This is a genomic window from Kitasatospora sp. NPDC093679, assembly GCF_040683455.1.
In the GTDB taxonomy this organism is placed as follows: Bacteria; Actinomycetota; Actinomycetes; order Streptomycetales; family Streptomycetaceae; genus Kitasatospora; species Kitasatospora arboriphila.
The window spans coordinates 1-17,198 of record NZ_JBFBDW010000088.1 but is presented as its reverse complement, the minus strand read 5'-3'; the positions used below and the strand labels follow the sequence as shown (position 1 = coordinate 17,198).

The window sequence follows — 17,198 nt, the reverse complement described above, 5'->3', positions numbered from 1 at the left end:
GAGGCCAGCCACGGTTCGCCAGGTGAAACCTGTACCGAAGCAGGTTTTCCCTCAATCCTCAGGAGACCGCGGGGACGGGGTTGTGGACGGATGACGGCGACGGTGACGTATGGCCCACGGGACCAGTGCCGGGCGACGGGTTGGGTGCGGCACGCAGGTCACGGTCGGGAGCACAGCCCGCCCGGAGGCTGTCTCTTCGTCGGTGTCGGCGCCCTGGCCCAAGGGATTTGAATCGTCGGTTTGCACGACTAGTAGACTGTCGCGACTTAATTTCGCTGCGTGGTTGGGTAGAGGTGGCGTAGTTTCACGCGTGCGTCGTCGGTGGTGAAGTGCCAGTCGACTTGACGCTGGTTGCCGTTGGTGTGCTGCTGCCAGGCGGCAAGTTCGGCGTTGAGCACGTCGAGATCGTCGATGCGGCGGTCCAGGCACTGGCGGGTGAGTGCGGAAAGCTCGATCTCGGCGATGTTGAGCCAGGACCCGTGTTTCGGGGTGTAGTGGATCTCCAGGCGCTGGGCCAGCGCGAAGGCCTTCCCCGGGTCGAACGCCTCGTAGAGCGAGGCGGTGGAGTGGGTGTTGAGGTTGTCCATCACCAGCACGACCGTGCCGGCGTCCGGATAGTCCACGGTCAGCAGGCGCTCGACCTGGTATGCCCAGTCGGCCCTGGTCCGGCGGGACTGCGCGTCGACGCGCCGCCATCCGCGCAGCGGCTCGACCCAGCAGAAGATCGAGCAGGTCCCGAAGCGGACGTACTCGTTATCCTCGCGCCGGTCGCGGCCCGGCCGCGCGGGAAGCGGATCGCGGACGTGGCCGAGCAGCTGGTACGGCTTCTCGTCCATGCACACCACCGGGCGCGCCGGATCGAAGGGGCGGCGGTAGACCGCCAGGACGTCCTCCATCGCCGCGGCGAAGGCCGCATTCGCAGCCGGAGGGATGGTCCAGCACTTCTTCACGTGAGGGCGCAGTTCCGTTTTTTTAACACCCGCCCGATCGTGGAATGGTCCAGATTCGGGATGTCCTCGACCAGCGCAACGTGCTTCTCCAGCAGGCGCAGCGACCACCGGGCGTGTCCCTTGGGTGGCGTCGAGCAGGCCAGCGCGATCAGCCTCGCCTCGACCTCACCGGTCACCGCAGAGGGCACCGGCGGGAGTGCGCGTTCCTTCCGGCCGACCGTGGCCCACACATCGCCGCCGGTCTCCGCGTAGCGCTTCGAGATCAGGCGGACCGAATCGCACGAGACCCCGACCCGGTCCGCGATCACCGCCCGCGGAGCGACCTCGCCGGCCGAGGTGTCCAACGCAAGCAGCACCCGCGCCCGCCTGATCATCGACGCGCTGCGGACTCCCGTCGTCGTCACACGCTCCAACGCCCGACGATCTTCAGCGCTCAACGCGACCGGATACTTCTTTTGCGAGGACACGGCACCCTCCCCAGCCGGACGGAAGCGACAAGCGAAGCCCGCCCGGCCCCAACTCCACCAACCAGAACGACACTTAGTCGCGACAGTCTACTAGGCCCTGCCCAGCAACCACACCGTCATCGTATTCGCCGGAGCGGCCGCCCTGTGGCTCGTCGACCGCCGCATCGGCGCCCTCGCCCTGCTCCCTAGCCGCCGCCATGGGCATCTCACGGGTGCTCGTCGGCGTCCACTATCCCCACGACGACGTCCTCGGCGCGATGGTTCGGCTACGGCCTCGGCCTCCTCGCTGGTCGCGGCCAGGCCGTGGCGGACCGAGCCCGGTCGGGAGGCCTGCGTCGGTGGCTGGCCGCATGACCGACATTCGGCACAGGTGGTCGGCTGTGGAGAAGGCAGCACTGCTCATCGCCGCCGCGTGGGCAGCCTTCACGGCATTGGCCGCGGTGCTGGCCGGCCGCAGCTGGATACCGTGCGGCTTCGAGCGGGCGGCCGTCGACTGGTCGGCCGACCACCGGCTGCCACTTGCCCGGGCCGTGGCCATCGCCGTCACCTCGTTCGGCACGGGCCAGTTCCTGCGCCAAGGGCTCATGCACGCCTTCGGCCGCCCCGCCCTCCGGCCGCCGGCTGGGCCACAGCGGCGTCCGGCTTCGCCCTTCCTTCCAGACACACCTTCACCGCGGCCGTCAGCGCCGGCCTTGTGGTCCTCGCCCTCGCGCGCACCCGACCGTCAGCGGCTGCGACCACGGCCGCCGCCGTGTTCACCGCCGTCATCGGGCTCAGCGAATCTACCTTGGTGTGCACTGGCCGCTGGACCTCGTCGGTGGTTGGCTCCTCGCTGCCGGGTGGCTGGCCGTGGCCGACACATTGCCGGCCGCCCGCGGACGGGCCCGGAGTGAGGTCGAAGCAGTAGGCGGGGCGCGTGAGCGCCGGGTGATTGTCGGGCAACCGGCCACCGGTCGGAATGCCAGCACGGGCCCGACCGTTCCAACTGACCTGGTGAAATCCCCTCTTGACGCCACCGCGGGTGGGCAATTCGACGCCCAACCAGCACGGACGGTGTGAGCTGCAGTCCCAGGTGAAACAGAGTGGCGGCGTGCATGGGACGGGTCAGCCTCTCGATCTGCCCCGGGGAGAGTCCCGTTCTGGGCTGTCAAGCCGACTCGGCGCCCTCGGGCAGGGACTGCCGGGGAGGGCGCATCGGGACCAGCCAGGACGGCAGAAGAGCACAGGCCCGGCGCACCCGCGGCATGGGCCTCGAATGCCGGCGGAGCGGGACCAACAGGAGCGCTGCACCTCGAAGCACGCTGTGTCAAGCCTCGGGTGTATTGGGCGCCTCGATCCGATCGACCATGCCCCGTGTCGTACCGAGGTACCACCCCAGCTGCGAAGTTCGCTCCCAGGTACCACGGCCCGTCATCGCGGCGCCTATAGCGTGATTGGCAGGACGGCTGGTCGTGATCGACCCGCCGGGTGCACCGGCCGGATCTCCCGGCGCCCTGCAGCCGTCCACACGTGCAACCGCAATGCGGTCGACGGCATTTGGAGAGCGGTATGAACGCTGCAATCTGCCTGACCACGAAAGACCGTGGGGTCGTCCGGTCTATCCGAACGCCCAGCTCCACCGCCACACCCGCCAACTGGGCGACACCGAACCTGTGGCACGTCGTGACACCGCCACCCACGACCCGGCGAGCTCTGGACGTGGCGACAGCAGCCACCTGGATCCCGAGGACACCGGCGCGAGCACGGTGCACCTGCCCCTGCTCATCGTCGGCTGGGGTGTCGGCCCCATGGGCGCGAACGTTGCCAAGGGGACCGTGGCGAAGCACGGCCCCGGGCGCCGCGGCTCCGCGCGACCACTTGTATGGCCGAAACAGACCGCCCGCTTTGGCAGGCGTCCCGACCACCAGCCCCCACGACAGGTCCGGTGGGGCGTGCCGCGGCACGGGGTAGTGGTGACGATCCCAACAGGACGGGGCCGGCCTTGCGGAACCAGCTGTGACGGCTTGGGCGAGCTGGGCCCGTTGGACAGTTCATCGCGACCCCGGGCGGGATCTCCACGTTCCACACCATCCACACCGCCTTGCAGGCCCTATCCCGCCGCGCGCAGCAGCGGACCGGAGCCTCAAGACAAGTAGCTGGCCTACCAGTCGAGTGGCGGGCCGAGGTAGTCGTCGCCGTAGGCGTCGATGGCGCGCTCGTCGGGGTCCCAGCGGCCGAACACCGACCGGTGGTGGGGCCGGGGTGTGCCCTTGTCGATGCAGGGGTCGCGGCGTGCGGCCCGGCGCTGGGTGGCGTTCCAGGGCTCGGGGAGGAGGTGCCCGCCGTGGCAGTCGACGCCCCCGCACTGCACCCCCACAGGGCCCTCGCCGTGGCTGTTCATGCCCACTCCACGCCGTGCTCGGCGAGCTGCACCAACTGCCCCGCGGTGAGCTTGGCGCGGCGGGCCTTCTGGTTGTTCAACCACGCGCCGAGCCCGACGTGCATGACCTCGGTGCTCTCTGCTCCGCCGGGGCCGACCACGGTGACCTCCAGCGGCTCCTTGTGGGGACGCGGGACGCGGACGTGGCCTTCCCGGCGGGCGAACGCTGCGAGGGCGGCCAGGCCCTGCTGGAACCGGTCCGCGCGGGACGTCTTCGGCTTCGCCGCGGCCGCGGCCTTCGCGGCCACCAGCTCGGCGTCGGCCTCGATGACGATCGCGGTGAGCAGGTCCTGCTGGTCCTGCTCGAGGCCGGGCCAGCCGGCGCGCTGCGCCACGACCCAGCGGCCGAGCTGCTCCCCCTCGAACACCGTCTCTGCGGGCAGCTGCGCCCAGTCGACGCGGCCGTCGGACTCCAGCCACCACATCCGGGCCACCGCGTAGGCGCGCTGCCAGACGATCGGCCAGGCCGGGCACCACCACGGGTCGATCTCCTCCAGCACGGCCCGCCGCTCCGCAGCGAGCGCCCCCGGCTGGTCGGCCGGCACCTGGGCCGCCGCCCGCAACTCCGCGAGCCACGTCCCGATCGCGTACCCGCCGACCGACGCCCGCGCCGGAGCCGCCAACGACCCGCCGTGTTCCTTCGCCCAGACTCGCGCCCAGGCCAGGCCGGCCTCGAACCGCGCGTCCGACACGGACCAGATCATGCCGAGCGCATCGAGCATCTCCACCCGGTGGCGCGCCAATTCACCCGCAGCATGCTCGGAACGCCTGTCTGACACCCACTTGCCAAGCGGAAAATTCCCCTCTTCTCCCACCATTTCTGAATAGGGAACGTCGAGCCCACCCGTTTCCTTAAACCAGCGCCGAGCGTGATTGATTCCCTCCCGCCAGTACTGATTTTCTCCCTTCAGCACCCGGGTGGCGATGAACAGCGCGAGCACGTTCTCGTCCACCGGGGTCTGGAACCGCACCGGCAGCGTGAACGCACCCGACCCACCCTCACCTGACCCACCTTCACCTGGCAAGGAAGCGGCCTCGGCGCTGCGCCCCTTGGTGCGCTTGCCGGACTGCTGGGGCACTGCGAGGGCCTCGACCACGCGCTCGTCGTGGCTGCGGAGCGCGGTGAGGATCTTGACCAGGGGACCGTAGCTGTCCGACTTCAGAATGTCCCCGGGTTCCTCTCCGTGTGCCAGGAAAATGGGCACGATGAGGGAGGCGGTCTTGCCTTCGCCGGGCGTGATGCGCAGGGCCCGTCCGATGGCCTGGACGATATCGACCATGCTGCCTCTGCCGTTTAGTACGACCGAGTCTGCATTCGGGATGTCCACTCCTTCGCCGAGAATACGGCACTGGGAGACGATTCGGTGCCTGAGACCGTCGTCCTCCTCGCCCCGTCCGAAGTCGCGGATGACGTTCTTGCGGAAGTCCACGTCGTGCTCGCCGGACAGCCACTGCGCCCACATTTCGGACGGGTATTTCTGCGGATTTCCGAGGTGCATCTTTTCGACGGTCTGGTTCAGCGTCTCGGAGAAGTAGCGGGCTTCGAGGGTGCGGTTGTGGAAGGTGATGCACCGCTGCAGGTCCCGCTCGACGACGGTCTTGATCAGGCCGGCCTGGATCGCGGCGAGGTGCGCGGCCGGCACCTCGTCCCCGCTCCCGTCCCGCGCCTCTCCGACACCCGGCCCGAACGGCACGCCCTGCTGCCCGGCACCGTCCCGGTCGGCGCGCGGTTCGCGCAGCTCCAGGACCACGACCTCGAACGGCGCCAGCAGCTTGCGGTCGATGGCCTCCGCCAGGCCGAGTGTGAACACCTGGGGGCCGTAGACGCGCACATCGTCCATGGACACCGCGAACTCCTCCGGGAGCGGCTGGCGGGCGCCCTCACGCCGCCGCATGGCCGCACTCGGCGGCGCCCAGATCCGCGGCGTCGCGGTCATGTAGAGCCGGCGCTCCGCCGGGATCTCGTCCTGGTGGTGGACGATGGTCCAGGTCTTCTCGACGCTGCCCGAGGAGCGGTGGGCCTCGTCGCAGACCATCAGGGCCAGCGGTGCCAGCGTCTCGCCCCGGTGCTCGGCCCAGTAGGCGTAGGCGTCCGCGACGGCGCCCACCGAGGCGTAGGTGGCGAACAGCGTCACCGGTCGGCGGCGGGCGGCTGCGAGGTCGAGCCACATGCCGATCATCAGCGGGCTGGTCGTCGCCTTCACCCCGGCCGGCAGCTCGGAGTCGACCAGCGAGCAGATCGCGAACATCTCCCCGGACCGGCCGACGGCCCGCCAGGAGCCGATCATCTGCACCAGCAGATCCAGCGTGGGCATCACCACCAGCACCGCTCCGTGCGGCGCCAGCTTCTGGCCCGCCGCCGCCCCCACGTACGACTTCCCGGAGCCGGTGGCCATCTGTACCGTCACCCGCAGCCCGTCCGGCGGCACCGGCCGCCCAGGGCGGGGCGTCAGGCCCCGCACGATGGCCTCCAGTGCCTCCTCCTGGTGCCCCCGCAGCGAGATACCGGCGGCAGGCCGGGTGGCCGTCGGACCGGGCTCCACGATGTTCACGAAGACGTGCTCCTCTCGACGTTCTGCCGACACACCCGCAGCGCCCCGCCCACGCTCCACGGCCCGCGCCGGCTGTGCCCGGGCCGCGGCTTCGCCGCCTGCGGCGGGCATGCTTCCCTCCGCCGACAGAGGAGGGCCGTGTCGTCGGCTGCGGACGCCCATTTCCCGAACGGTCCGACGGCCCAGGGCGATTGCTCTACCAGTTGCGGTAGATGTCGCGGCGGTTGCCCGCGGCCAGGACCCAGACGATCAGCTTGCCGTCGTCGACGGTGTAGACGATCCGGTAGTCGCCGACCCGCAGGCGCCAGCGGGCGTTGTGGCCCTGTAGGGCCTTGATGTCGAAGGCGTCGGTGTCCCCGGCGTCCAGTGCCTGCTGCAGTTCGGTGAGGCGGCGCAGGATGCGCAGGGCGTCGGGCCTGGGGATTTTGAGCAGGTCCCGCTGGGCGTGCGCGGTGAACCGCGTGGCGTGCCCCACCGGGTCAGTCCCGCCGCTCGCGCAGCAGCGCGGCCATCTCCTCGAGGGAGACCGACCCCTCCAGGCCCTCGGCCTCGGCCTCGTCGGCCAGCCGGTTGAGCCAGGCTTCCTCGACCTCCTCGGCCAGCCGGCTCAGACGCCGGTACTCGCGGACGTCGATCACGACGGCTTCTTCCCGGCCGCGGCGGGTGATGATCGTCGGGGTCTCGTCCTGGCGGGCCCGGTCGAGGACATCGGCCAGGTGGCTGCGGACCTCCGCCATGGAAGCAATCACAGGCTCAGACATGCAACAAACGTAGCAGATGTACATCTGTTACATGCCGTGTTCGCGCGAGCCTTCACCATTCCCGCTGCATGTGGGTGTGACCCTGGATCCCAGGGGCCGGTTGGTGTGAGGGAGGCGGTCATGAGTCGCACGTTCTACTTCCACTGCGATCTGTCGGGCTGTTCGGTGACGGCCGGGGTGTATCTGGGCCGGGCGAGGAAGGTCGAACTGCTCGTGAACGGCCACGCCGTGGGGTTCGAGCGTATTCACGGGCACCATGCGCAGGTGTGCACCGTGGCCGTGACGCTGCCGTGTGAGCCGCCGCTGAAGGCGGTGGTGGAGGTGGCGCTGCCCGGGGTCATGAGCGGGGAGCCGGCGTGCACGCTGGTGGTCGGCGAGGAGCGGCTGCAGATGCCGGAGCGCAGCCTGGTACGCAGCGCCCGGCCGGTGGAGGCGTCGGGGCGCGGCTGAGGTTCGGCCCGGCGGCGCCGTTCGGGCCGCAGGTGATGGCGGCCGTCGCGCACCACTTCGCCCTGGTGATGACGGATGCGGCGGCGGAACCCACCGGGGCGGTTGACCGGGGCGCGCAGGCCGAGCCTCGAGCCACGGCTGCGGGACCTGTGGGGCCTGCGGGCGCGGCGGGCGGCGTGTGCGGCCGGGGAACGGCTGCGGGAGGAGGAAGCGCGGCAGGTCATGACGGCTGTGGGTGAACCGACGGCCGGCAAGCATCCAGCGCCAGGCCGACCTCCTTAGGGCCGACGACGCGGGCGAATCACGCCCGTCGGCAACGCCCTCGGAACTACCTCCTGCGCGCGCCTTCCAACAACCCGGCCCGGCACACCCTAGGGTCGGCCGCGGAACCGGTTGAGCCGGATTCACCTCCTGACACGCGGTCCGGCTGCTCCCTGCGCAGCCGGACCGCGGTGTTTCCCGGCCCACCACACTCCGGCCCAGCCTGGTTGGGCGACGCTGCTGCACCCAGACGCCTTCGGGTGAAGCGCCAACGACAGGCGGCGCGTTGCTCCCGGCGTCGGCCGCCGTGGCCGTAGCGTCCCTAGGCGAAGAGGTTGGCTCACCGGCGCTCACTCTTCCCCGGCCCGGCCGCCCCGTCCCCTATGCGGAGCCGGCCGGGCCGTACGCGTGCCACCCGCAGACCGGCGGCACGGTCCGTGCACAGCCATAAACCTCCTGGTCAAAGCGCTGCATCGCACGGTTCGGGTGATCTAGCATTCCGGCACGGCGGCCCCAAACTCCCCCCGGTCGGGGCCGCCGTATCAGCGGTCGCGCCGACGCGCGGCCGCCTCCTGACCGCCCGGGACAGCGGTGCCGCCGCACCCCTGGCCGCCTGCGTCTTGGAGGATCGGGCCGCGACCGACCAGACACCGTTTCGGGGACCGGACGAGTTATCCGGGCGTGGATTCCGGCCCGGGCGGCACTGGTTCTGCCACGGTTTGTCCATGCCTGAGACCTTCTTTCTGCTCCTTCCGGTCTTCACCCCGCCGCGCTGCCCGACCTGCGGGCACGACACTCAGGGCGCGCGGGCGAAGCCGGGCGGCACGGTACGCTGCACCGGCTGCAGGACGATGCGCCGGGTCCCGATGGACCGGCTGCTGTATGGGCCCGACGAGCCGACAGCGACCGTGCCGGTGAGAGGCCACCGCCCGAAAGCCCCGCGCACCACGTCAAGCCCGGCGCAGACGCCCACACCGGCCGGGCGACGGGGCCGCCCGGCACGAGCGAAGCGGGAAAGCACGCAGCGGGCATGAAGGACAGACTCGGTGCGCCGCTCGCCCAGCTGCGCGAACGCATGCAGAACGGGACCAGGCCGGCGGCCCGGACGCCGCTGGTGCGCAACGGCCGGATCCTGGCCGCCAGCGCCGTCGTGGCCGCCGGCCTCGGCGCCCTGTTCTGGCTGCTTGCCGCCCGCTGGTTCACCACCGCCACCGTCGGCCGCAGCTACGCCCTGCTCTCCGCGGCGATGCTGCTCGCCACCCTCGGCTCCCTCAACCTCGGCGACGTGCTGGTCCGCTTCCTGCCCACCGCAGGAGCGCGCAGCCGCTGGCTGGTGATCCGCTGCTACACCATCTCCACCGCGACCGGCGCCGCCGTGGCGACCGGCTTCGTCCTCCTCGCCCCGCACCTCTCGCCGGGCCTGACCGAGCTGCGCGAACCCTGGTTTGCGATCCTGTTCATCGCCGCGACCTCCGCCTACACCGTCTTCGTGCTGCAGGACGGCGCCCTGACCGGGCTGCGCCGCCCGGGCTGGGTGCTCGGCGAGAACCTGGTCTTCGCCATCGCGAAGGCCGTCGCCCTGGCCTTGTGCGCGGCGCTGGCCGTCGGTGCCGGGATTCTGCTGTCCTGGGCCGCCGGCCTCGTGCTCGCCGTGGCGGTCGCGAACGTGGTGCTGTTCGCCCGCGCCCTGCCCACCACCCGCCACCACACCCCCGGCAGCACCGACACCGGCAGCACCCCTACCGACGCCAGCACCGGCGCCAGCGCCACCAGCACCACGGCCCGGCCGGAGCGGATGGCCCGCTACGCCGCCGCCGACTACATCGGCCAGCTCGGCCAGACCGCCGTCTCCAAGTCCCTGCCGCTGCTTGTCCTGGGCCGGCTCGGCGCCGAGGAGACCGCCTACTACTCCCTCGCGTATTTGGTCACCGACACCCTCTACCAGGCCGCCTACGCCATGGGGCAGTCCCTCACGGTCGAGGGCGCCGCCGAGCCCCACCGCCTCGCCGAGCACGCCCGCCACATGCTCCGCCACACCCTCCTGCTCATTACTCCGGCCACCGCCGTCGCGGTCGCCGCAGCTCCCTGGATCCTCGACCTGTTCGGTTCGGACTACGCGCAGCACGGCACCACCGTCCTGCGGCTGATGGCCCTGTCGGCGGTGCCGAACGTGCTGTTCGGCGTCGCCGTCCACGTCGCCCGCGTCCGTCAGGCCCTCGTCTTCCTGACCGGCCTGCAGCTCGCCTTCGCCGGCCTGCTACTGGGTCTCACCCTGCTGCTGATGCCCCGCTACGGCCTCACCGGCGTCGGCGCCGCCTGGCTGGCCACCGCCAGCATCCTCGCGCTCGCCCTGGCCGCCACCGCCCCGCGTTGGCTCACCAACCGCCCGCCCCGGCCCTGAACGCGTCCGTCCCGCCCGCTCCCGCGGCGAGGTGGACACCGCTCCTTGAAAATCGCGGATTCCACCGGCATGACCGTTCAGAACGGGGGCACACGGACAGACGTGTCCGCTCCGCCTTCCGACCTGCTGCTGAAGGTCCGGCACGCCCTGATGCAGGCAGGATTCCGCGTGGACGAGGCATCGGACGGCCACCCAGGTCTTTCGGTGCGGGACGTGCCAGCCGGGGTGGTGGTGCGGTGGGCGGTGTCGGACGGGTTCGCCGCGCTGGCCCACGAGCAGCCCCACGCGCGCGACGAGAACCTGAAGGCGGTTGTGCAGGCCGCGGTCGCGGGGCTGCTGGCCCAGTTGGGCCACACCGTGACGAGCCTGTCCGACGACGGCGACCTCATCGTCCTGGCCCAGGAACAGCCCGAGCAGCGCGGCAGGACGGTGCCCCGGTAGAAGACACGTCGGGCCGACCGATCGATGATCCAGTTCACCAGGGATCGCTCTGACCTACCCACTGGTGCCCGTCCTCACCGTGATGCCGATGCCCCACTACGGCCTCACCGGCGTCGGTGTCGAGTGGCTGGCACTGCCGCGTCCTCGCGCTCGCCCTGGCCGCCACCGCCACGCTGGCTGACCAACCGTCCGCACCGGCCCTGAACCAGCGGCCCGCCCACCCGGGATCAGCGGCGTTCACTGCTTGGCGGCTGCGCAGATTGGGCCATGCCGGGTGCGGACGGCCCCAGGCGCCACACAGGGCAGTGCGGGGCGTGGGACGTGACCTCGACGACGGTGCCGTTGCCCAGCACGTGCCGGGTCGGCACCGCGTCGCAGCGACACGTGTCGGGAGAGCCGAAGACTTCGGAGTCGGCGGGCGGAGGCGAGAGCTTGAAACGGCGGCGGAGCGCGCGGGCAGCCCGCCGCCACGCACGACGCAGCCGCCGTAGGGGGCGGGCGAAGAATCGTTCCGGCATGGGCCCAGCATGACGAGACGGGCCATGAGCCCCGGCGCTGACACACCGCGCAGAGCCGAGCGGCCGGGCGGGGCAGCCCGAAGACCTCCTCGGCGGGGGCTTGAACTCATCAGCCCGCGCCCCGGCCGACACAGGCTCGCCTGCCGCGGTGCGGATGCCCGCGTCCATCAAGGCCGCACGCAGGCCATCGGCCACGACTCCGGCCGCCTCCGCCCGTGGCTGCCCGGCCGACAAAACTGCGCACTGGTCGAGCACCACGGCGGCCATCACGGCCGCGGCGGACTCAACCCGCACATCGGCACACTGACCAGCAGCGCCGGCGGCTATGACGGTGGGGACGTCGATCTGGCTGGTGATGTCCATGAAGGCCACCCTGGCCCGGGCGCACGCGGTGCTGCGACCGAGGGCCGTCCGACCAGGTGAAGCGCGCCCCGGAACGGCGTAGCGTGGACGGCACAGCTGACCTTCTGGGTGCACCGCACCACCGGGCTCGGCTGGATCGAGGAAACGGCCGGCGGGCTGCACCCTTCGCATCGGGAACTGCCCAGCACTCCCGCGGGCAACCCGCCGACCACATCCTTCGTACTGTTCGGCGTCGCCGTTCACGTCGCCCGTGTCCGTCAGGCCCTCGTCTTCCTGGCCGGCCTGCAGCTCGCCTTCGCCGGCCTGCTGCTGGCCCTCACCCTGGTGCTGATGCCCCGCTACGGCCTCACCGGCGTCGGTACCGCCTGGCTGGCCACCGCCAGTGTCCTCGCGCTCGTCCTGGCCGCCACCGCCCCGCGCTGGCTCACCGCCCGCCCGCACCGGACCTGAACTCCGTACGCCGCCGGTCCGCCGAGATCAGCGGCGCTCACCGAGGGCGGGTACCGCTCGGCCGCTGCGCAGGTTCGGGCTTGAGCCGCCACACGGCGCATTGGCTGGCATGGACGGTGAACTCGAGGACGGTTCCGTTGTCCAGCACCCTCCGGGCCGGCACCGCCGGGCAGCAACACACGCCGGGGACGCCGGAGGTCGCGGGGCCGACAGCAGCTCGGGATGAACCGCGAAGACGGCGCCGCAGCGCGCGGGTGGCCCGGCGCAACGAACGCGGAAGGCGTGGGCGGCGGCCTTGGAGATGGAGGGAATCCGGCATGGGACCAGCTTGCCGAGACGACCAGCGGCTGCGGCGTTGCCACACCGCACCGGGCGCCGGGCAGCCGGGCCGGGCGCCCCCAGAGCCGCGCTGCCGCTTGTCGGGCCGACTCGGCAGCAGGACGTGTCCGGCGGGCGCGGAGGGGCCACCCGATCCGTCCGCCGGACACTGTCGCCGGTTTCACCCAGCCCGGGGCCGCCAGCCAGGGCACTGCCGTGCGCGTGGAACGCCGCGTCCGGTGCTGGAGAGGGGGCGGGCCCGGCGGGCCCGGGCCGCCCTGTGCGGTGCCGGCAGCGGTTCCCGCACGCGTCCCTCGGACGCCCCAAGCCCGGCCGGGGGCGGTTGCCAGGCCTGGTCCAGCCAGTCTGGCCGCCGCACGTCCAGTATGGCCCTGCACCCAGTGGGCCAGGGTCCGGCGCCGCGCGGTCCGCTGGGGCCAGTGGGTGGGTAAGGGGTTGCGACGGGTAGGTGCGGTGCGTGGACGATCGGAGTCTGTTGCAGCGCCTGATGCCGGCTGTGGGGTGTGGTGTGCTGGCCTGGCTCGCGTTGGGAGCGCTGCTGTGGTGGTGCCTGGGGCGGTGAGGCACCCATGGCCAACACCCCCGCGCCCGGGCCAAGCCGGTTCTCGCCGGTGATGGATCCAGCCTGCTGGTTGGAGGCGGGCCGGGCATGGGCGTCATCACCGGACGATCCGGGTGCCTACGACACTTTCATCGCCGCATGCCTGCACCTGTACTACCCGCTTCACGACCGGAACCCGGCCGGCACGTGCGAGGAGGACGAGATCGACAGAGGCGCCGGGGCGCAGACCGCGGCACAGCGGTCAGGCCGGCCCGGGACCGGAGCGCGGCCCGGTGCCGCCTCGGGCCCGGGCCCTCTACGCTCCGGCCGTGGCGGGTGGGTTTTCGCGGTGACCGCACAACCATGCGAGTGCTTCGTGCACCCCTCGGGCCTACAACCTGGGCCCTCCGCACGACGTCATGTTTGCACCGCGGCCAGCACGCCATCCTGAGAAGGAAGGGCGCCTGTGCGCGTGACCCGTGGTGAAGGAGCCGCGCGATGACCGAGTCGTTCTTCCACGCCGGCGGCATCTACCGGCACTACCAAAACGGCACGCCCAGCAGCGAGGGCCTGTTCGTCGTCGTCCACGTCGGCCGGGCACCGGAAGGCTTCGCCCACCCGGCCGAGACCGGCGACGTCGCGTTCGGCTGGCGCCGCGCCACCGCACCCGACGGCACCCCCGTACCCCTGGGCTCCCACACCACCCCCGACTTCACCGGCTGGCACGAGATCGACGACACCGAACTCGCCGCCGTCCTCGGCGACACACCCGTGCCCCACCGCGCACCACCCGCCCACCCCCGCCACAAGCACACCGACTGACCCCGCCGGAACCGGAAGAGGCAAACGGCCCGCCCACCCCCTGGCCGACAGCCCCACACCAGCGGGCAGACCGGACACCGAGGATGCCCCCGGCCACACCGCCGCAGGGAAAACGACCCAACGGTCGAGGAGCCAAGGGGCAGGAGGCAGGGCTGCCGGACACGGGGAGTGGGAGACCGCCCCGCGGGCATGAACAGAAGTGGGCGCGCGATCCGCGCTGCCCGGAGGCAACCATGGCAAAGCCCGAGTTGACCCCGGAAGAGATCATCCTCGTCCACGAGTACGTCGCCATGGCCCCGGGGATGGAGATGGACCGGATCGACGTGCAGAAAGCCAGACTCGCGCAGACCCTCGGCGGCTGGTTCCGGAAAGTGGGCCCCGGCCGCTACGAGATCGTCACCGAGACACCCAGGCACACGGAATAGTCACTGGCTCCGTCTCGAACCAGGAGGTCGGCACCGGGTTACACGCCGCTGCGCCGAGGCAGCCCCCGGTCGCCGCATCGTCACCCGTCGTCCTGCTTCGTCCGGGCGGCGAGGGCGGTGAGCGGCAGGCACAGGTACAGCTGCTCCCACAGCCGCCGGGTCGCGGCGGCGATCGGCTCGCCGTCGAACCGCCGGCTGAAGCACCGCAGGTGCGCGATGGCCTCGGCCAGCACGGCAACGTCCACCGGCACCCGGCCTGTGACCGGACGTCCGGGTGCGACCGCGTCGCCGATGCGGGCGGCGAGCCGGTCGCGGCCCCGGCGGCCCAATTCGTCCGCCGGTTCCCCCTCCGACGGGGACCAGCCGACCGCGGGAGGGCAGCCCGCGCCGATCAGGGCCAGGCGAATGCCGTCCGCCACAACATTGGCCCCCTCCGGCCAGGACTCGCCCGCGTGCAGGACCGCGCACTGGTCGAGCACCGTGACGGCCGCAGTGGCCACGGCAGGCTCCACCCGCACGGTGGCGCACTGAGCGGCGGCATCGATGGCTATGACGGGTGGGACGTCGATCTGGCTGGTGGTGTCCATGAAGATCAGCCTGGCCCCGGCAGGCGAGCCGCGGCGACCGGGAACCGTCCGCCCAGGTGAAACGAGCCGTAGACGCACTCGGCCGCCGAGCCCCGGCCACGCCCGCCGCCGGCCCTTCTCCAGCCACACTCCCGTCATGGCGGCCCGCAACGACTGCGGCCGCCAGCAGCAGGCTGAACGGGCGCATGTCTCTCCTCGACCGGGACCGTCCGGCTGACGGTCGGGCTCCGGCGGTTTCACGATGTGCGGCCGGCCCGGCGGACGCCCCTATCCAGAGCTGACCGGACGAATTGACGAACAGTCGCGGCAGCCGTGCCACGGGATGAGCGGATGTTCGACAGACGGGGTGGTAGATCTGGCGTGCCCGCCCTCGTCGTCCTTTCGGCAGAGCGATCTCTGTCGGGCGAGATCCGTCCGACCCGGCGAAGAACAGAAGGTCATGGGATGCACGGACTTGCTGACATGGGCGTTGCCCCGCTCACCATGCTGGCCATCAGCGGTGTGTCCGCCGCGGTCGGTGTGACCATGAAGTGGTTTGCGCGCCGGTGACGCCTTCGATCACCACACTGTCCGCAAACCACTGACGAGCGCCGCCACGGCGGTGCCCCAATCGTGCCCTGCGGGGGGATGCCAAAGAAGCGCCGTGGACGCCCGGGTTGGCCCAGGCAGAGGTCAGTTCCGCGGCATCAGCAAGAGTCCAGTCAACGTCAGCACGACCACGCACAGGGCCAGCGTGAGGCCGAACACGACGGCCCCCTGGCCGAACGCCTGGACCGGAGTGCTTCCCCGTTCCCGGGCGGCACTCCAACCGACAACCCCCGCGCCCGCCGCGACCAACAAGGCGATCGCCGTGAGCAGACTGGTGATTACCGCGGCTGCGGACATAGCGACAGGCGACACGACGCATTCCTTCCCTACAGCGCCGTGACAGAGCGGCACCCTGGGCGTCCAACGGACCCGCTGGCGTGGGACTCCCGGGCCGGACCGCTAGCGGACCGCCCTCCCGGTTCCCCCGTTCAGGATGGCGTGTCGGCCGTGGTGGAGGCTGCCGCCCTTCGGGAGGAGCCCGAGTTCTCACCCGAACGCCGGTGAGGTGAGCGCGGCCCACAGCCACCACCCCGCCCGACAGCGGCTGCGCCGGGTGCCCGCTGGTGGCTGCGGCCACCAGCGTCTGGCGGATTGGATGCGGGAACGCACCTGCTGGCAGGGCACTGCGGCAGCGGTGACGGCGCACTGCCGTACGGTGTCCTGGGAACCGAGAAGGAGGTACCGATGAGCGCTCAGCCGATCCACGGCCCCGAGCTGATCCCCAGGCCCGCACAGACACCCCTGGCCCTCTACGAGGCCGTCGCAGCCCTCCTCCCGCACCGGCTGACCGAGATGACCGCGGACCAGGCCCGCGCCATGACCGAGGCAGTCGAGCACCAGAGCCTCAAGCCCCTGCTGCGCTTCACGGTGAAGTGGGCCGTGGACGTCGAGATCGCGCGCCACCCGGAGACGCTCGCCGAGCTGCACCGGGCCGAGTACCTGGCCCATCACGCCGAGACCCCGGAAGAGCGCCGGCGGCAGGCCGCCCTCGCCGGCGCCATCGTGGACGCCGCCGCCGCGGCGGTGCGCGGGTGACCTGGGGCTGGGAGTACAACCCCGACGAAAACACCATCGCCGCCGGGGCTCCGCTCGCCTTCATCGCCCAGGTCGAGAAGAAGGCCGACGAGATCGTCCGTGCCGCCGCAGTACTCTACCTGGACGGCACCACCTACCAGGGGCCCGGCGAGGGCATGAAATCCGCCGACGTCGAAGACGGCATTTTCTGGTACATGATTGTCCCGCGCGACGAACGCGTTTACATTCTGCGCATCCAGTCCCTTTAGCTGGATTACCATGCGGGATTTTCGCCCCGGCGCAGGGCGAGCACTGGGGCTGCGGCGGGATGGGCTGGCACCGGGTTTCTGATACCGCCCGGCCCTGGTTTTGGCCGGGGCCGGGCGGTGGGTTTTCCGACCGGATGGGGAGAGGTGCTGCGGCGGGATCGTCTAACGGTCAGTACTTGATGCATCGCCGGAGGGGGTGGCCCGGGGCGGCCCGGCGGCCAGGCCATGCCGGGTGCTGACCGGCCAGTGATCGGGTGGCCCGCGTGCCCAGCCCTGACGGACGGTCAACCCGACCACCCCGGGCCACCCCCTCCCCCTAGCCAGCCTTACCCCACCTCAGCTACAAGCCCAGCTCAAGCCAATGAGCAGGGCTCAGCCACCGAGGCCGTCGGAGCGAAGCGGAGCGGCCCCGGGAGGGGAGCGAAGCGGACCGACCAGGCCCGGCAAAGCCGGGCCGGCCTGACCGAAGGTCAGGCCGCGGACACGCGGAGCGGGTCCCTACGGGCCTTCGGCCCTCCGTTCGCGATCGCCCCTTCGGGGCGATCGGCGGGATAGGGAGAGCCCAACACAGAAATCCACA

17 protein-coding genes are annotated in these 17,198 nt (G+C 71.4%); 8 read left to right on the top strand and 9 right to left on the bottom strand.

Features of this window, described 5'->3' with window-relative positions; genetic code table 11:
* Positions 1-266: 266 nt before the first annotated feature.
* The 6 genes from AB0O09_RS37470 to AB0O09_RS37445 form a co-directional block, all read right to left on the bottom strand.
* A complete protein-coding gene (locus AB0O09_RS37470; RefSeq protein WP_363549956.1) occupies positions 267-950 on the bottom strand; it encodes an IS630 family transposase in 684 nt (227 codons plus the stop codon).
* Complete coding sequence (locus tag AB0O09_RS37465) at positions 947-1,417, bottom strand: helix-turn-helix domain-containing protein (protein ID WP_363549954.1); 471 nt, start codon at positions 1,415-1,417, stop codon at positions 947-949. Before AB0O09_RS37465 ends, AB0O09_RS37470 begins: the two co-directional genes overlap by 4 nt.
* A 2,140-nt stretch (positions 1,418-3,557) precedes the next feature.
* Positions 3,558-3,797, bottom strand: coding sequence for a hypothetical protein (locus AB0O09_RS37460; RefSeq protein ID WP_363549953.1), 240 nt, complete (start codon positions 3,795-3,797; stop codon positions 3,558-3,560).
* Positions 3,794-6,388, bottom strand: a complete 2,595-nt coding sequence (locus AB0O09_RS37455) for a Helicase associated domain protein (protein WP_363549951.1) — start codon at positions 6,386-6,388, stop codon at positions 3,794-3,796. Before AB0O09_RS37455 ends, AB0O09_RS37460 begins: the two co-directional genes overlap by 4 nt.
* Positions 6,389-6,584: 196 nt before the next feature.
* Positions 6,585-6,863, bottom strand: coding sequence for a type II toxin-antitoxin system RelE/ParE family toxin (locus AB0O09_RS37450; protein ID WP_363549949.1), 279 nt, complete (start codon positions 6,861-6,863; stop codon positions 6,585-6,587).
* A 4-nt stretch (positions 6,864-6,867) separates the two neighbouring features.
* Positions 6,868-7,149 (bottom strand): type II toxin-antitoxin system Phd/YefM family antitoxin, encoded by a 282-nt coding sequence (locus tag AB0O09_RS37445; protein ID WP_363549947.1) that lies wholly within the window; start codon positions 7,147-7,149, stop codon positions 6,868-6,870.
* Between the two features lie 120 nt (positions 7,150-7,269).
* On the opposite strand from AB0O09_RS37445, the gene AB0O09_RS37440 reads away from it, so the two are divergent.
* The 3 genes from AB0O09_RS37440 (at position 7,270) to AB0O09_RS37430 (ending at position 10,702) form a co-directional block, all read left to right on the top strand.
* Positions 7,270-7,599, top strand: coding sequence for a hypothetical protein (locus AB0O09_RS37440; RefSeq protein WP_363549945.1), 330 nt, complete (start codon positions 7,270-7,272; stop codon positions 7,597-7,599).
* Between the two features lie 1,291 nt (positions 7,600-8,890).
* Entirely contained in the window at positions 8,891-10,261 is a 1,371-nt protein-coding gene (locus AB0O09_RS37435; RefSeq protein WP_363549942.1) for an MATE family efflux transporter, read from the top strand.
* A gap of 69 nt (positions 10,262-10,330) precedes the next feature.
* The gene (locus AB0O09_RS37430; protein WP_363549940.1) at positions 10,331-10,702 is read left to right on the top strand and encodes a hypothetical protein; all 372 of its coding nucleotides are present in this window, start codon (positions 10,331-10,333) and stop codon (positions 10,700-10,702) included.
* 227 nt (positions 10,703-10,929) lie between these two features.
* On the opposite strand, the gene AB0O09_RS37425 is transcribed toward AB0O09_RS37430, so the two are convergent.
* Positions 10,930-11,583: a hypothetical protein gene (locus tag AB0O09_RS37425; RefSeq protein WP_363549938.1), complete on the bottom strand. Its 654-nt coding sequence runs from the start codon at positions 11,581-11,583 to the stop codon at positions 10,930-10,932.
* A 108-nt stretch (positions 11,584-11,691) separates the two neighbouring features.
* Here AB0O09_RS37425 and AB0O09_RS37420 point away from each other — a divergent pair, with 108 nt between their 5' ends.
* The 3 genes from AB0O09_RS37420 to AB0O09_RS37410 all read left to right on the top strand — a co-directional run bounded on the left by AB0O09_RS37420 (position 11,692) and on the right by AB0O09_RS37410 (position 14,160).
* Positions 11,692-12,033 (top strand): hypothetical protein, encoded by a 342-nt coding sequence (locus AB0O09_RS37420; RefSeq protein ID WP_363549937.1) that lies wholly within the window; start codon positions 11,692-11,694, stop codon positions 12,031-12,033.
* 1,378 nt (positions 12,034-13,411) lie between these two features.
* Entirely contained in the window at positions 13,412-13,735 is a 324-nt protein-coding gene (locus tag AB0O09_RS37415) for a hypothetical protein (RefSeq protein WP_363549935.1), read from the top strand.
* A 233-nt stretch (positions 13,736-13,968) separates the two neighbouring features.
* A complete protein-coding gene (locus AB0O09_RS37410) occupies positions 13,969-14,160 on the top strand; it encodes a hypothetical protein (protein WP_363549933.1) in 192 nt (63 codons plus the stop codon).
* Positions 14,161-14,240: 80 nt separating this feature from the next.
* Here AB0O09_RS37410 and AB0O09_RS37405 read toward each other — a convergent pair whose 3' ends face one another.
* Both AB0O09_RS37405 and AB0O09_RS37400 read right to left on the bottom strand, forming a co-directional pair.
* Entirely contained in the window at positions 14,241-14,747 is a 507-nt protein-coding gene (locus AB0O09_RS37405; RefSeq protein WP_363549930.1) for a hypothetical protein, read from the bottom strand.
* Between the two features lie 672 nt (positions 14,748-15,419).
* Positions 15,420-15,632 carry a hypothetical protein gene (locus tag AB0O09_RS37400; protein WP_363549928.1) on the bottom strand — a complete coding sequence of 71 codons (213 nt, stop codon included), beginning with the start codon at positions 15,630-15,632 and terminating at the stop codon, positions 15,420-15,422.
* A gap of 387 nt (positions 15,633-16,019) precedes the next feature.
* Here AB0O09_RS37400 and AB0O09_RS37395 point away from each other — a divergent pair, with 387 nt between their 5' ends.
* On the top strand, positions 16,020-16,370 hold the full coding sequence (locus AB0O09_RS37395; RefSeq protein ID WP_363549925.1) for a hypothetical protein: 351 nt from the start codon (positions 16,020-16,022) through the stop codon (positions 16,368-16,370).
* Complete coding sequence (locus AB0O09_RS37390; RefSeq protein WP_363549923.1) at positions 16,367-16,618, top strand: hypothetical protein; 252 nt, start codon at positions 16,367-16,369, stop codon at positions 16,616-16,618. Before AB0O09_RS37395 ends, AB0O09_RS37390 begins: the two co-directional genes overlap by 4 nt.
* Positions 16,619-17,198 lie beyond the last annotated feature (580 nt).